This is a genomic window from Jejuia pallidilutea, assembly GCF_002973595.1.
GTDB classification, from domain to species: Bacteria; Bacteroidota; Bacteroidia; order Flavobacteriales; family Flavobacteriaceae; genus Jejuia; species Jejuia pallidilutea.
The window spans coordinates 44,608-61,455 of sequence record NZ_PVEO01000011.1; the positions used below are offsets into that span (position 1 = coordinate 44,608).

Here is a 16,848-nt window from a genome sequence, read left to right on the forward strand (position 1 = left end):
AGCCAAAAGCCGAAAGAGCCTTTCACCTAACATTGTTAGTGGTTGAAAGGCTTTTTTTTATACATATTTATCATTCAATACTTTCCAAGTAAGTCATTTGTTTTACTTATTTTTATCCTATTAAATTAGTAAGTATATGGTATATTACATAGCTGCAATACTTTTGTTTTTATTAGTAGGTTATATTATCCATAAATTAGCTTACAAAAGATTTAAAAAAATAAATGGTAGAACACCAACTAGAAGAGAATTTTGGAGTATCTATCATTGGGAAGGTGTTCTTGGGTTAAGTGCTGTAATTGTTCTTGTACTTGTTTACATTCTTAAAGCCTCGAATGTTTTAACTTTTTAAATGTTTTATAACTCCGAATAACCAATCGGGTTAAGCCACACTGTAAAAATGAACGAAAACCTAGATCCAACAAACGACAATTTTTCACCTGAAGAATTAGATGTAGAAAAAAAGTTAAGACCTTTAGAATTTGATGATTTTACAGGTCAAGACCAAGTGTTGGAAAACTTACAAATATTTGTAAAAGCAGCCAACTTAAGAGGCGAAGCCTTAGACCATACATTGTTTCATGGTCCTCCAGGGTTAGGTAAAACAACTTTGGCCCATATTTTGGCTAACGAATTGGATGTAGGCATTAAAGTAACTTCTGGTCCAGTATTAGATAAACCGGGCGATTTAGCAGGTTTGTTAACCAACCTAGACGAACGCGATGTGTTGTTTATTGATGAAATTCATCGCTTAAGTCCCATAGTAGAGGAGTATTTGTATTCAGCTATGGAAGATTATAAAATTGATATTATGATTGAAACGGGCCCAAATGCGCGTACCGTTCAAATCAATTTAAGCCCATTTACTTTAGTAGGCGCTACAACGCGTTCAGGATTGCTAACCTCGCCAATGCGAGCACGTTTTGGTATTCAAAGTAGGTTACAATATTATAAAACCGATTTACTAACTACCATTGTACAGCGAAGTGCCATGATTTTAGATGTGCCAATAACTATGGAAGCTGCAGTTGAAATTGCAGGACGAAGCCGTGGTACACCAAGAATAGCCAATGCGCTTCTACGACGTGTTCGCGACTTTGCTCAAATAAAAGGCAACGGAAGCATAGACATAAAAATCGCAAAATTTGCTTTGGAGGCTTTAAATGTAGATGCGCATGGTTTAGATGAAATGGATAACAAAATATTATCTACCATTATCGATAAATTTAAAGGAGGTCCTGTTGGTATCACCACAATTGCTACAGCAGTAAGCGAAAGTCCCGAAACTATTGAAGAGGTTTACGAACCTTTTTTAATTCAACAAGGGTTTATTATGAGAACACCACGCGGGCGTGAAGTGACGGAACAAGCCTATAAGCATTTAGGAAAAGTTAAAGGGCCAATTCAAGGCGGTTTGTTTTAACAGATTAATTTTTAATGTTATTAATATAAACCCTAAGGATAGCCTATATATGCCAAAACAAAACAACATACCTACAGTTCCTTTAAAAGCATTTATAAAGCACTCTTTAGAAATTCTTCAAAACCCACTACCATTTCATCTTCAAAATTTTGAAAAATTAGGCGATATTTTTCGATTAAAAATTGGGTTAACTAACAGCGTATTTTTTTCTCGGAATGCGGCTTTGGCCGAATATGTGTTACAAAAAAATCAGAAAAACTATAAAAAGTCTAAAATTCAAACTCAGGATTTAGCAAAATATGTTGGTACAGGCTTACTCACCGCAGAAGGCGAGCATTGGCGTACACAAAGACGACTTATTCAGCCAGCATTTCATAAAAAGCAGTTAAATAAACTCACAGAATCCATTAATAATGCTATTTCAGAAGAATACTCCAAAATCACACCGCATACAGTTGTTAATGTGTTTCCTGTATTTAACGATTTGGCGTTTCAAACCGTAGTAAAATCCTTATTTAGTAGTGCTGTAGACCAAAACTCTATAAATAGATTACAATACATTACCGAAGCAGCACAACGTATGATGGTAAAAGAATTACGACAGCCCTATTTAGGCTGGTGGTTTACAGCTAGTGGTAAAATAAAAAAACATATAGATTTAACCATTGAAGCCCGACAAATACTAAAAACAATTGTTAACGAAAGAAAATCGTCTGGCAAAAGGGCTGACGATTTGTTAGATATGTTGCTAGACGCTAAATACGATGATGGCAGTGCAATGCAAGAAGCACAACTTTTAGATGAAATTTTAATATTATTCACTGCGGGTCATGAAACTACAGCAAATGCTTTAACATTTACGTGCCAATTATTAGCCCAACACCCAGAGTGGCAAGATAAAATTTTTGATGAAGTTACGAGTAATAAAAATCAAGGAGACGATTTAATGACAACCCTTTCAGCATCAAAACTATGTAAAGCAGTTATAGAAGAATCTATGCGTTTATATCCACCAGCATATTTTATAGACCGCGTTAATATAGAAGCTGATACTTTTGATGGTATGCATTTTGAACCCGATAGCAACTTGCTATTTTCGGTTTACGAAATACATAGACATCCAGAGTTATGGGAACAACCCAACGCATTTTTACCACAACGATTTTTAGACGGAAGTCAAAAATTTTCATCACAGTACTTCCCTTTTGGGGCAGGTCCAAGAAAATGTATAGGTAATAACTTTGCTATGTTTGAAATGATTGTTGCAATCAATCAACTTGTTTCAAAATTTAAAATATATCCACATTTTAAAACTATAGGAATTACGCCACTAATTACCTTAAAACCTAAAAATGCAAATTTAAGATTTGAAGAAAGGTGATAAACAATACCGCTAAATATGCCTTAAAAATTAAAAACGAAGCAAAACGCCTCGGTTTTTTGTCTTGTGGTATTAGTAGGGCAGCATTTCTTGAAGACGAAGCGCCAAGGCTAGAAAAATGGTTAAACCAAAATATGCATGGAGAAATGCGCTATATGGAAAACCATTTTGATAAACGGCTAGATCCAACAAAATTAGTAGAAGGTTCTAAAAGTGTGGTATCGCTACTGCTTAATTATTTTCCTTCGGAAGTTCAAAATTCAGAGAGTTATAAAATTTCTAAATATGCCTATGGAACAGATTATCATTTCGTAATAAAGGATAAGCTTAAATCCCTGTTGCATTTTATCCAAGAGGAAATAGGTGAAGTAAACGGTAGGGCATTTGTAGATTCTGCACCAGTTTTAGATAAAGCTTGGGCAGCAAAATCGGGTTTAGGTTGGATTGGGAAACACAGTAACCTACTCACCCAACAAGTAGGCTCGTTTTATTTTATAGCAGAATTAATTATAGATTTAGAACTAGAATACGATACGCCTGTTACAGACCATTGTGGTACTTGTACAGCCTGTATCGACTCCTGCCCTACAGAAGCCATAACAGAGCCTTACGTGGTAGATGGCAGCAAATGTATCTCATATTTTACCATAGAACTCAAAGAAAATATACCTTCGGAATTTAAAGGGCAATTTAACGATTGGATGTTTGGTTGCGATATCTGTCAAGACGTATGCCCATGGAATCGCTTTTCAAAATCGCATGCAGAACCGTTGTTTAATCCGCACCCAGAATTGTTGGCCTTGACAAAAAAAGACTGGGAAGAGATTACAGAGGATACATTTAAAAAGGTGTTTAAAAAATCTGCTGTAAAACGTACTAAGTTTTCTGGCTTAAAACGAAATATCAAATTTCTAAAAGAATAGGCGTTGCATCAATAGGATTCTTATATTTGAAGTTTATAACCAAATTATCCTATGAGCGAAGAAAGTAAACGTAGAGAGGCGCTAATATACCACGCAAAACCCACTCCTGGTAAAATTAAGGTAGTGCCAACAAAAAAATACGCAAGTCAAAGAGATTTATCATTGGCATATTCTCCAGGTGTAGCTGAGCCTTGTTTGGAGATTGAAAAGAATAAAAATAATGCTTATAAATATACTGCTAAAGGAAATTTAGTAGCTGTAATCTCTAACGGAACAGCGGTTTTAGGTTTAGGGAATATTGGTCCCGAAGCCTCAAAACCAGTAATGGAAGGTAAAGGGTTGCTCTTTAAAATTTTCGCAGATATAGATGTGTTTGATATTGAAGTTGATACAGAAAATGTTGATGCTTTTATTGAAACCGTAAAAAATATAGCACCAACCTTTGGTGGTATTAACCTTGAAGATATAAAAGCGCCGGAAGCTTTTGAAATTGAAAGACGCCTAAAAGAAGAACTGGATATACCAGTAATGCACGACGACCAGCATGGTACCGCCATAATATCTGCCGCTGCATTAATAAATGCTTTAGAACTTGCCGATAAAAAAATTGAAGATGTAAAAATAGTTATTAGCGGTGCAGGAGCAGCTGCTATTTCGTGTTCGCGTTTGTACCAGTCTTGTGGTGCGAAACGCGAAAACATGGTAATGCTAGATAGTAAAGGTGTAATTCGTAACGATAGAGATAATTTAACATCTCAAAAAGCTGAATTTGCCACACACCGAAAAATAGACACGCTAGATGAAGCTATGGTAGATGCCGATGTGTTTATTGGGCTTTCTATGGCAGATATCGTAACACCAGAGATGCTAAAGGCTATGGCGAAAGATCCTATAGTTTTTGCAATGGCCAATCCAGACCCCGAGATTAAATACCAATTGGCTGTAGATACTCGCGAGGATATAATTATGGCAACGGGTAGAAGCGATCACCCTAATCAGGTAAATAATGTGTTAGGGTTTCCTTTTATTTTTAGAGGAGCATTAGATGTCCGCGCCTCAAAAATTAATGAAGAAATGAAAATGGCCGCAGTAAAAGCTTTAGCGGCTTTAGCAAAAGAGCCAGTACCAGAACAGGTAAATGTTGCCTACGGGCAAACCCGTTTGGCGTTTGGTAGAAATTACATTATCCCAAAACCGTTCGATCCTAGGTTAATAGCTGAAATTCCTCCAGCAGTTGCAAAAGCAGCTATGGAAAGTGGTGTTGCTAAAGAGGCTATCACAGATTGGGAGAAATATAAAGACACATTACGTGAGCGTTTAGGTTCTGATAACAAATTGGTAAGGCTATTGCTAAGTCGTGCAAAACTTAGTCCTAAACGCGTGGTTTTTGCTGAAGCAGATCAGTTGGCAGTTTTAAAAGCAGCTCAAATTGCTTATGAAGAAGGTATTGCTATTCCTGTTTTATTAGGGAGAAAAGATACTATAGAAGCGCTCATGGCAGAGATTGATTTTGAAGGCGATATTGATATTATTGACCCCAAAACAGACGAGGAAAACAACCGTAAAAACAGATATGCTAAAGTATATTGGGAACAAAGAAAACGAAGAGGTGTTACCCTTTATGCGGCTCAACGTTTAATGCGCGAACGTAATTATTTTGCGGCTATGATGGTGAATGAAGGTGATGCAGATGCCTTAATTTCGGGGTATTCCCGCAGCTATCCTTCAGTAGTAAAACCTATGTTAGAGCTAATTGGTATGGCTAAAGGCGTTAGTAGAATTGCAACTACCAATATAATGATGACCAAGAGAGGCCCAATGTTTTTGAGTGATACCTCCATCAATATAGATCCTACGGCAAAAGATTTAGCAAAAATTGCGGTTATGACATCAAAAGTGATTAAAACTTTTGGGTTCGAGCCAGTAATTGCTATGACCTCGTATTCAAACTTTGGATCATCCGATAACGAAAAAGCTTCAAAAGTAAGGGAAGCAGTATCTATTTTACATCGTAATTATCCAGAATTAGTCGTAGATGGAGAACTACAAACCGATTTTGCATTAAATGATAAAATGCTAAGGGATCAATTTCCTTTTTCAAAATTAGTTGGGCGTAAGGTAAATGGTCTTGTGTTTCCTAATTTAGATGCTGCAAACATTACTTATAAATTGCTAAAAGAACTTAACGAAGCCGATTCTATTGGGCCAATTATGATGGGTATGCGCAAACCGGTACATATACTACAACTTGATGCAAGTGTAGATGAAATTGTAAATATGACTGCAATTGCAGTTGTTGATGCACAAAATAGAGAAATGTGGGAACTAGAAAAAGATATTTCTTAAGTATTGAAACGTAAATAATTTCATTACATTTGGCAGGTTAAGAGGGATTTTTACATGATTACACATATTCAAGGAAAACTTATTGAGAAGAATCCAACCGATGTAGTTATAGACTGCAACGGGGTTGGGTATTTGTTAAATATTTCTTTACATACATATTCTCAAATACCTGATAAAGAGCAGTTAAAGCTATATACGCATCTTCAAGTAAAAGAAGACTCGCACACACTTTTTGGTTTTTCATCCTTGGCAGAACGCGAAATTTTTAGGCTCTTACTTTCAGTAAGTGGCATTGGCGCTAGTACTGCAAGAACAATGTTATCGTCTTTAACTCCAAAACAAGTACGAGAAGGTATAGCATCTGGTGATGTAGCATTAATTCAATCTATAAAAGGAATTGGAGCAAAAACTGCACAACGTGTAATTATTGATTTAAAAGATAAAATTTTAAAGATTTACGATATAGACGAAGTTTCGGTTTCTAAAGACAATACCAATAAAAATGAAGCGTTATCTGCTTTAGAAGTTCTTGGTTTTGCAAAAAAACAGGCAGAACGCGTTGTGGACAAAATTATGGTGTCCCAACCTGATGCAACAGTAGAAACCATTATAAAACAAGCCTTAAAAAATTTATAAGAGATTTTGAACATAACTAACCATAGCTGTCATAAATCCATAAAAACCTATGTTGCTTTAATTGCCCTCCTGCTTTTGTCGGTATCGGTATGGGCACAACAACCTGTACAAGATTCAACTAAAACTGGATTTAGTTTGGGGAGCATTAAATTTCCAAAGCCCAACGGTATAGAGTCTAAATACACGTACGATCCCATTACCGATAGGTATATTTACACAGAAAAAATAGGCGAGTTCAATATTAATTACCCTATAATTTTAACTCCCAAAGAATTCAAAGACCTTGTTGCAAAAGAAAGCCTAAGAAATTATTACAAAGAAAAAATTGATGCTTTTGATGGCAAAAAGAAAGGTGCGGAAGATGAACAGAAAAACCTATTGCCAGAATTCTATGTAAACTCAGGTTTTTTCGAAACTATTTTTGGAGGAAATACTATTGAAGTAGTGCCGCAAGGTTCTGTAGAAATGGATTTGGGCGTACTCTTTTCAAGACAAGACAATCCATCGTTTTCTCCAAGAAACCGTAGTAATTTCACCTTTGATTTTGACCAACGAATTAGTTTAAGTTTGTTGGGTAAAGTGGGAACGCGACTTCAAGTAAATGCTAATTATGATACCCAATCCACTTTTGATTTTCAGAATATCATAAAATTAGATTATACACCAACCGAGGATGATATTATTCAAAAAATAGAAGTTGGTAATGTGAATATGCCCTTAAATAGCTCTTTAATTACAGGAGCACAAAGTTTATTTGGGGTAAAAGCACAATTGCAATTTGGCAGAACTACGGTAACAGGTGTGTTTTCTGAACAACAGTCGCAAGGAAATACTGTAGTAGCGCAAGGTGGCGGTACTCTAGAAGAGTTTGACTTTTTTATTTGGGATTATGATGAAAACAGGCACTTCTTTTTAGCACAATATTTTAGGGATACCTATGATGAAGCACTAAGAAATTATCCGTTTATTAACAATAAAGGCCTTCAAATCACAAGACTTGAGGTTTATATAACTAATAGAAGTAATAGAACAGACAATGTTAGAAATATTGTAGCATTACAGGATTTAGGTGAAACTGATAAGCTGTTTTCTACTTTAATTTCAGTGTCAGCTCCACCGGGATCGTTTCCTGATAATGGTAACAATAATTTAGACCCTACAGCCATTGGATCTGGTTCTGTGTTAACCGAGGCTATTCGAGATATAGCCACGGCTCAAAATGGATTTGGAGCTATACAGGGCAGTGTTAATGAAGGTTCAGATTATGGGAAAATTGAGAATGCTAGAAAATTACAAGAAGGACAAGAATATACTTTTAATAAAGATTTAGGTTATATCTCATTAAATCAACGTTTAAATGCAGACGAGGTTTTAGCAGTGGCCTATCAATTTACCGTTGGCGGCAATGTATACCAAGTGGGTGAATTTGCCAATGATGGTGTTAACCCTAACGAGGTAAGTACCAATAACCAAGGGCAGGTTACTCAGGTTACCAATAAGGCTTTAGTGCTTAAAATGTTAAAAAGTAGTGTAACCAATGTACAACAGCCTATTTGGGATTTAATGATGAAAAACATCTACGACACAGGTGCATTCAACCTAAGTCAAGATGATTTTACATTGAATATTTTTTATAACGAAGCATCGCCCTTAAACTTTATAACACCTGTTGAAGGCACAACCTTTCCTGCATTTGATAACCATACACCAACTATTACTGGTGATGATAAAGAGATAGAGGAAACTACGTTATTACGGCTTTTTAATTTAGATAAGTTGAATTTTAATAACGACCCACAAGGTAATGGCGATGGTTTTTTTGATTTTGTGCCAGGAATAACAGTACAACCACAAAACGGAAAAATAATATTCACTAAAGTAGAACCTTTTGGACGCTATCTTTTTGATGTTTTAGATGATGATGGTAACCCTAATAACAACGATTTTGAATACGAACAAGAAACGTTTACCAATCCCAACCAAGAAAAATACGTTTACGATATTCTTTATAAAAGCACAAAGATTGCTGCTTTAGAAGAAGCCGATAAAAACAAATTTAAACTAAAAGGGCGTTACAGTTCTAGCGGAGGTGGAGATGGCATACCTATAGGGGCTTTTAACGTGCCAAGAGGTTCGGTAAGGGTTACTGCTGGTGGCCGTGTTTTAATTGAAGGTGTAGATTATACTGTTAATTATCAATTAGGGCGCGTACAAATTTTAGACGAAGCTCTAAAAGCATCTAATACGCCCATACAGGTTTCTACAGAAAACAATGCAGTTTTTGGGCAACAAACCAGACGTTTTACGGGTATTAATATTGAGCACAAATTCAATGACAATTTTGTAATTGGTGGTACGCTTTTAAATTTAAATGAACGCCCCATTACACAAAAAGCAAATTTTGGTTCAGAACCTATAAACAATACCATTTTTGGTTTTAATGGTAATTACTCTTCTGAAGTGCCTTTCTTAACCAGAATGGTAAACAAATTACCAAATATAGATACCGATGTACCATCAAATATCTCACTTCGTGGAGAGTTTGCATATTTAGCACCGGGTGCACCTAAAGGCACTAATTTAAACGGAGAGGCAACATCGTATATTGATGATTTTGAAGGCACACAAAATGCCATAGATTTAAAAGCACAACAGTCTTGGTTTTTATCGAGTAGACCCTTAGAACTTGGAGGAAATGTTCCAGGAAACGATCAACCTGGTATCCAAAATGGCTATGGTAGAGCAATGCTAAACTGGTATACCGTTGATCCTATTTTCTACAGCGCAAGACGACCCGATGGTGTGTCTGATGAAGATTTATCTAGTCTTTATACTAGTCGTGTTTTTATTAATGAGTTATTTCCAGAACAGGATTTAGTACAAGGTCAAAATTCCATATTATTCACATTAGATCTAGCATATTATCCTGAAGAAAGAGGGCCTTATAATTTTAACGAAAATGCTAATAGTACAGCGCCTAATAATCGTTGGGCAGGTATTACACGACAGTTAACATCTACAGATTTAGAACAAGCCAACGTAGAATATATTGAGTTTTGGTTGCAAGACCCATTTCAAGAAAATCCAGCAAACCCAGGAGGTAAATTAGTATTTAATTTGGGTAATATTTCAGAAGACATCATAAAAGACGGTAGAAAACTCTATGAAAACGGATTGCCTGAAGATGGCGATATTAGTTTACTGCCTCAAACAACTTGGGGTTCTGTGGTGCCGCTTAATCAGTCTTTGGTGTATGCGTTTGATACTACAGGAGAAGAACGTACCAACCAAGATGTAGGTTACGATGGGTACAGTGATGCAAACGAACGCGCATTCGCTAGCACAATACCTGGAGGTTTTGATGCTCTTGAAGATCCTGCAAACGATAATTACACATTTTTCCTAGATGCTGAAGGTGGTATTTTTGAGCGTTATAAAAAGTTCAATGGGGTGGAAGGTAATACTCCAGATGTGTTTACAGACACACAACGCGGTACTAACCCGCAACCTGATGTAGAGGATATCAATAGAGATAACACAATGAATACTATTGATAGTTATTTTGAATACGAATTAGATATTACACCTGCTACTTTAAATATCAACAATGAGTTTATTGTAGATACTAAAAACGTTGAAGCCCAAAGTGAAGATAACAGACGAGTTTTGGAGAACGGAGAAGTGGTGTATCCAAAATGGTATTTGTTCAGGATTCCAGTAACTAAAAGTACAAGAGCAATAGGCGGTATTACCGATTTTAGATCGGTACGTTTTGTAAGAACATATTTAAAGGATTTTAATCAAAATACAGTATTTCGTTTTGGTACTTTAGATTTGGTGCGAAGTGATTGGAGACGCTACAACCAATCTTTAGCAGAAGATAATGATGACCCCACAGACGACGGCACCGATTTTTCAGTAGGCATCGTTGGAACTATTGATAACGAAGGCTCTTATGTAAGACCACCAGGAATCGAGCCCGAACAATTGTTTAATAACAACACCGTAGTTCGTCAAAATGAGCAGGCCTTAGTAGTAAATGTTTGCAATTTAGAAACTGAAGATTCTAGAGCTGTATTCAAAAATATTAATATAGATATGCGCCAATTTAAACGTTTAAGAATGTTTTTACACGCACAAGATGATGATTACGGATTTAACGATACAAACACCGAGCGCTTAGTTGGGTTTATGAGAATTGGTAATGATTTAAATGATAACTATTACCAAATTGAAATTCCGTTAGTAAAATCGCCTACAGGTTCCATTCGAAGAGAAGATGTGTGGCCTTTTGAAAATGAAATTAATTTAGCTATTGATGTTTTAGGGAAAATAAAAGCCCAAGGTATTTCAGATGGTACGTTGCTTAATGGGGAGCCTGTATTTTATGATGTTGTTGGAGACGATATTATACCGGTTGCCGACCAATTTTCGGGATATGTTACAGGGCAACATCGTGTGGCGATAAAAGGAAATCCAAACTTTGGAGATGTAAGAACCTTAATGGTAGGTGTTAAGAATGCTACCAATAGCGATGTTTGTGCCAATGTTTGGTTTAACGAATTACGATTATCTGATATGGATAACGAAGGCGGTTGGGCCGCAGTTGTAAGTATGGATACTAATATTGCCGATTTTGCAAACATTAGTGCTACGGGCAGACAAAGCACTTCGGGTTTTGGTGCTCTAGAACAAGGCCCAAGCGAGCGTGCTCTGGAGGATGTACAGCAATACGATGTGGTTACCAATGTAAATGTAGGGCAGTTGTTGCCAAAAACATGGGGCGTGCAAGTGCCATTTAATTATGCGCAAAGTGAAGAGTTGGTAACACCTAAATTCGATCAGTTTTACAAGGATTTAAAGTTACAAGACCGTATTGATGCTGCAAATTCTGAAGCTGAACGACAAGAGGTAAAAGAACAATCGGAAGATTATACAAGGCGTCAAAGTATCAATTTAATAGGTGTTAGGAAAAATAGAACTACCGAAAAAACACCCCGTTTTTATGATGTGGAAAACTTTACGTTTAATTATTCCTATAACAAGGTAGAGCATCGGGATTTCGAAATTGAAAACTCTGTAAACAAAACGGTAAGAGCTGGTGCAAATTATGCCTTTAATTTTAACCCAATTACTGTTGAACCCTTCAAGAAAAACGATTCTCTGTTCACTGGAAAATATTGGAAGTTCTTAAAAGATTTTAATGTAAACTTACTACCAACAAGTTTTGCTGTTAATACCGATATTAATAGGCAGTTTAACCGCCAAAAATTTAGGGAAATAGATTTAACAGGCAATAATATTGGTATTGAAGAACTGTTCCGAAGAAATTATACATTCGATTTTCAATACACTATCAATTATAATATTACCCAAGCCTTACAATTAAATTTTACAGCAGCCAATAACAATATTGTTAGAAATTATTTTTTAAATGATGATTTTATTGCTGGCGAACAAGACCAACGTTTAGATGTTTGGGATGGCTTTTTAGATATTGGCGATCCTAACAGGCAAACCCAAAGTTTAGGGTTAACCTACCAACTACCGCTTAACAAAATACCAACATTTAGTTTTATAGATGCCACGTATCAATATAACGGCGATTTTCAGTGGCAAAAAGGTTCTGATTTGTATGGGCAGGAGTTTGGGCAAGATATTCATACAGTACAAAACTCTAATACTCATAATATAAACACAAGTTTAGATATGAGGCGCTTGTATAAGTACATAGGTTTAGAAAAAAAGCCAACACGTACTGTAAGAACAAGAACCAGAGGTGCTGGCGGCCCTCCAGGAGAGCAACCAGAAGGCAACCAAAAACCTAAAAACAGCACTAAAGCAGGTACAAAACTTCTAAATGCAGGTATAGATATTGTTACAAGTATTAAGCGTGTACAAATAAACTATTCTGAAAATAATGGTACATTTTTACCGGGTTACACGCTAACCCCAGGTTTTGTAGGTACGTTAAAGCCATCTTTTGGCTTTACCTTTGGTTCACAAAACGATATTAGGCAAGAAGCCGCAAGACGCGGTTGGTTAACAACGTTTCAAGAATTTAATCAGCAATTTACGCAGACCCATAGTGAACAGTTAGATATTTCAGCAAGTCTAGAACCTGTTAGAGATTTAAAAATTGATATAACAGGAAACAAAACCTACTTTGAGAATTTTGCCGAAAATTACAGGGTAGACCCTTTAACTTTAGATTATATAGCCTTAACACCAAACACCTTTGGGAATTTTAATATTTCTACGGTTTTAATAAAAACAGCCTTTAGTAAAAGCGACGAAACAACATCTGATGCCTTTAACGATTTTAGGGCAAACAGACTTACCGTTGCCAGACGTGTTGCTGCAGCAAGAGGTGCCGATGTAAATGATGTAGATGCCGAGGGCTTTCCAAGAGGCTTCGGAAAAAACAGTCAAGCGGTATTGTTACCAGCATTTTTGGCGGCCTACAGTGGTCAAGATCCCAATAACGTAAAGCTAGACGCTTTTAGAAGCGTGCCAATACCAAACTGGGATATAAAGTATACTGGCTTTATGAAGTTTGCTTGGTTTAAAAAGAATTTTAGGCGTTTTTCTGTAACTCATGGCTATCGTTCTAGTTATAATATTAATCAATTTCAAACAAATTTAGATTTTAACGATATCAATTATTCGTTAGGTTATGATGCCCCAGAAAACAATGATACCAAAGACCAATCGGGAAATTATAAAAACGAACGGTTGTTTAGCAATATTAACCTAATGGAGATGTTTAGTCCGTTAGTACGACTAGATATGGAGATGAAAAACTCTATGAAAATCTTAGCCGAAATTAGAAAAGACAGGTTGCTTTCCTTGAGTTTTGATAATAACCTACTTACCGAAGTTATAGGTAACGAATATGCTTTAGGCTTAGGGTATCGCATAAAAGATGTACGCATAAAATCTAAAATGGCTGGTCCCAAAAAACGTATAGTTAGCGATTTGAATATGAAAGCAGATATTTCAGTAAGAGATAATAAAACCATTGTTAGATATTTAGATTTAGAGAACAATCAGGTCACCTCGGGGCAAACCATTTGGGGACTTAAATATTCGGCAGATTATGCCTTTAGTAGAAATTTAACCGCTATTTTCTATTTTGATTATGCCTTTGCAGACTATGCTATTTCTACAGCCTTTCCCCAAACTACAATACGCTCTGGGTTTACGCTAAGGTACAATTTTGGGAATTAAGCGTTTTGTCATTCAAAGGGAGGTACGACCGAAGCATCTAGAAAACGCTTTATTTTTTAAATTGTTAATGATACAAATATCTATTTGAAATGTAATTTTGAATAGATACATTTGTGAAAACAATATTTTTAAATCATTATAATGAATATTCCATCAGAATTAAAATACACCAAAGACCACGAATGGGTTAAAATTGAAGGAGACACAGCAGTGGTAGGAATTACCGATTTTGCACAAAGCGAATTAGGAGACATTGTTTACGTTGAAGTAGAAACTTTAGACGAAACACTAGATGCCGACGAAATTTTTGGAACCGTTGAGGCTGTTAAAACAGTATCAGATTTGTTTCTACCATTATCAGGCGAAATCGTAGCATTTAACGAAGCTCTGGAAGATGAGCCAGAAACCGTAAATTCTGATCCTTACGGTGATGGATGGATGATAAAAATTAAGTATTCTGATGCTTCACAAATAGATAATTTACTGTCTAGCGAAGCCTATAAAGAATTAATAGGTGCTTAAAAAAGCCGCTCCTTTTCTTGCAATACCCTATACAATTGCTTTGGCAACCGCCAGTTTAATAAATTTAAACAGCATGCCTAAAGTAGAACTAAATTATGGCGACAAGATTTTTCATTTTTTAGCCTATGCTATTTTGTGCTTATTGTGGTATTTAGTTTTTTATTACAGAATGCAACACACCTTAAAAAAAGCTGTTTTACACGCTGTAGTTTTAGCAATTATTTTTGGTATAATTCTTGAGGTATTACAGGGTACGTTAACTCCGTACAGATCTCTCGATGTTTACGATGCCATAGCAAATAGTTTAGGGGCATTGTTAACAGGAGTACTATTATTGGCAAAAGGAAAAATACAAGTTAAAAATTAACAAACTCTTGTTTTTTTCCCAAATAAGTAGTTATTTTAGCAATCTGGAAAAACAAATAAAATTATGGAACCTAAAAAAAATCCAAAAGCTAACGTAGGTAGAAACAGTTCTCTGTTTTTCTCTATAGGTTTAGCACTTATGCTATTTTTAGCATATTACTCTATCAATTACAAAACTTATGATAAGGCTGACATTGATATAGGACAATTGAATTTAGAAGAAGAGCTAGAAGAGGAAATTCCATTAACACAGCAAATACAAACGCCACCACCGCCACCGCCACCACCAGCAGCACCTGAAGTTATTGAGGTTGTAGAAGATGAGGAAGAAGTGGAAGAAACTGTAATTGAGTCTACCGAGGTAGATCAAGAAACTGAAATTGTTGAGGTTGAAGAAATTGAAGTAGAAGAAGTAGAGGAAGATATAGAAGTACCTTTTGCAGTTATTGAAAATGTTCCAGTTTTCCCAGGATGTGAAAAAGGTAACAATGCAGCAAAGAAAAAATGTATGTCTGAAAAAATTCAGAAATTCGTACAGAAAAAGTTCAATACCGAGTTAGCTTCAGATTTAGGTCTTTCAGGAAGACAGCGTATTAACGTTATCTTTAAGATTGATAAAAATGGAAACATTACAGGTGTACGCTCTAGAGCACCACACCCAGGATTAGAGAAAGAAGCAGCAAGGGTAATTAATTTATTACCTAAAATGAAACCAGGTAGACAACGTGGTAAGCCAGTTACAGTACCGTATTCTTTACCAATAGTATTTCAAGTACAAGACTAGCAAAATATCTGCAACCGCAGAATTTAATAAAAATAAAATCCCGTTACATAAATTTGTAACGGGATTTCTTTTTTGGTATGCTTATTGTGATTTTATCATAATATTAACATTTTAACTATGATATTAAAACACATAAGAACTATTTATTGTTTTTTGCATGCAAACAGTCCTTAATCTTATGAATTTTATTAGTGAAACTCTATTTTGAAAAATTATGTAGTAATATATTCAAAATAGTTAGTTGAACTAATCCCGCTTTTTCCAGCGGGATCTTAGCTTCGCTAGCTTCACTTTATTGTAGTTTTAAAAAAAATCACAATACATGAAAAATTCAAAAACACCCCACGAACTCATTCGGCAAAATGAGCAAATCGTGAAACAATCACAAAAGCATGATACAAATTTACAAAAAAACTCAATCCTCTATTTTCAGGTAGGTTTAATAGTGTGTCTTTTAGCGGCTTTGGGGTTGTTAGAAATGCAATTTGAGAATAGAATTCCTAATTATGGACAAGACTTTAGTGATACTGTTGAAACTTTTGAAATAGAAGTCCCAAAATTTAGAGTCTACGAAGCTCCAAAACCCGAAGTAAAACCTAAAGTTTTAGAAAAAAAGGTATCGCTTATAAAAACTCCCAAGATTATTGAAAATAACGATACAACGCATAAGATTTTAGAAATTGAAACACCTGACGACATGACTTCTGATGTGCCTTTTGATCCGAATTCACTTAATATCGAGAAACCTATTGAAACCACAATAGTAGATTTTGTTTTTATTGAAGAGGCGCCAATTTATCCAGGTTGTGAGGACGAAAAAGGAAACAAAGCAAGAAAGAAGTGTATGTCTGATAAAATAACGCGATTAGTTCAAAGCAAATTTAACGGTGGTGACATTGCTTCTAAATATGGTTTGTCTGGAAGGCAAAAAATATATGTGCAATTTCAAATTGATAAAACAGGAAAGGTTGTAGATGTTAAAACGCAAGCAGCCCACCCTAAGCTTAAAGATGAAGCAGAACGCGTAGTGAATAAAATTCCAAAAATGAAACCGGGGATACAGTTTGATAAGCCAGTTGGAGTAAGGTATAATTTGCCTATAACATTCATTGCACAGTAACATTACAATTTAGCATGCAGTAAGCCGTTATCTTAAATAGATGGCGGCTTTTTTATTGTGAAGGGTTTCGTTTAACTATCTTAATAAAATATGCTATCTTTCAAACCAAAATGTAAT

11 protein-coding genes are annotated in these 16,848 nt (G+C 35.6%); all 11 read left to right on the plus strand.

Annotated features, from left to right (window positions below):
• Positions 1–136 precede the first annotated feature (136 nt).
• The 11 genes from CLV33_RS15045 (at position 137) to CLV33_RS15095 (ending at position 16,731) form a co-directional block, all read left to right on the plus strand.
• A complete protein-coding gene (locus tag CLV33_RS15045) occupies positions 137–352 on the plus strand; it encodes a hypothetical protein (RefSeq protein ID WP_105474601.1) in 216 nt (71 codons plus the stop codon).
• A gap of 48 nt (positions 353–400) precedes the next feature.
• A complete protein-coding gene (ruvB, locus tag CLV33_RS15050; RefSeq protein ID WP_105474602.1) occupies positions 401–1,423 on the plus strand; it encodes a Holliday junction branch migration DNA helicase RuvB in 1,023 nt (340 codons plus the stop codon).
• A gap of 49 nt (positions 1,424–1,472) precedes the next feature.
• A complete protein-coding gene (locus CLV33_RS15055) occupies positions 1,473–2,804 on the plus strand; it encodes a cytochrome P450 (protein ID WP_105474603.1) in 1,332 nt (443 codons plus the stop codon).
• Positions 2,801–3,727, plus strand: coding sequence for a tRNA epoxyqueuosine(34) reductase QueG (gene queG / locus CLV33_RS15060; protein ID WP_105474604.1), 927 nt, complete (start codon positions 2,801–2,803; stop codon positions 3,725–3,727). Before CLV33_RS15055 ends, queG begins: the two co-directional genes overlap by 4 nt.
• Before the next feature lie 51 nt (positions 3,728–3,778).
• The gene (locus CLV33_RS15065; protein WP_105474605.1) at positions 3,779–6,073 is read left to right on the plus strand and encodes an NADP-dependent malic enzyme; all 2,295 of its coding nucleotides are present in this window, start codon (positions 3,779–3,781) and stop codon (positions 6,071–6,073) included.
• Between the two features lie 54 nt (positions 6,074–6,127).
• Entirely contained in the window at positions 6,128–6,709 is a 582-nt protein-coding gene (gene ruvA / locus CLV33_RS15070; protein ID WP_042241413.1) for a Holliday junction branch migration protein RuvA, read from the plus strand.
• 6 nt (positions 6,710–6,715) lie between these two features.
• On the plus strand, positions 6,716–13,939 hold the full coding sequence (gene sov / locus CLV33_RS15075; protein WP_105474606.1) for a T9SS outer membrane translocon Sov/SprA: 7,224 nt from the start codon (positions 6,716–6,718) through the stop codon (positions 13,937–13,939).
• Between the two features lie 141 nt (positions 13,940–14,080).
• Positions 14,081–14,461 carry a glycine cleavage system protein GcvH gene (gene gcvH / locus CLV33_RS15080; protein ID WP_042241417.1) on the plus strand — a complete coding sequence of 127 codons (381 nt, stop codon included), beginning with the start codon at positions 14,081–14,083 and terminating at the stop codon, positions 14,459–14,461.
• A 73-nt stretch (positions 14,462–14,534) separates the two neighbouring features.
• Positions 14,535–14,828, plus strand: a complete 294-nt coding sequence (locus tag CLV33_RS15085) for a VanZ family protein (protein WP_146109753.1) — start codon at positions 14,535–14,537, stop codon at positions 14,826–14,828.
• Positions 14,829–14,891: 63 nt separating this feature from the next.
• Entirely contained in the window at positions 14,892–15,611 is a 720-nt protein-coding gene (locus CLV33_RS15090; RefSeq protein ID WP_042241420.1) for an energy transducer TonB, read from the plus strand.
• A gap of 322 nt (positions 15,612–15,933) precedes the next feature.
• A complete protein-coding gene (locus CLV33_RS15095) occupies positions 15,934–16,731 on the plus strand; it encodes an energy transducer TonB (protein WP_105474608.1) in 798 nt (265 codons plus the stop codon).
• The last annotated feature ends 117 nt before the right edge of the window (positions 16,732–16,848 follow it).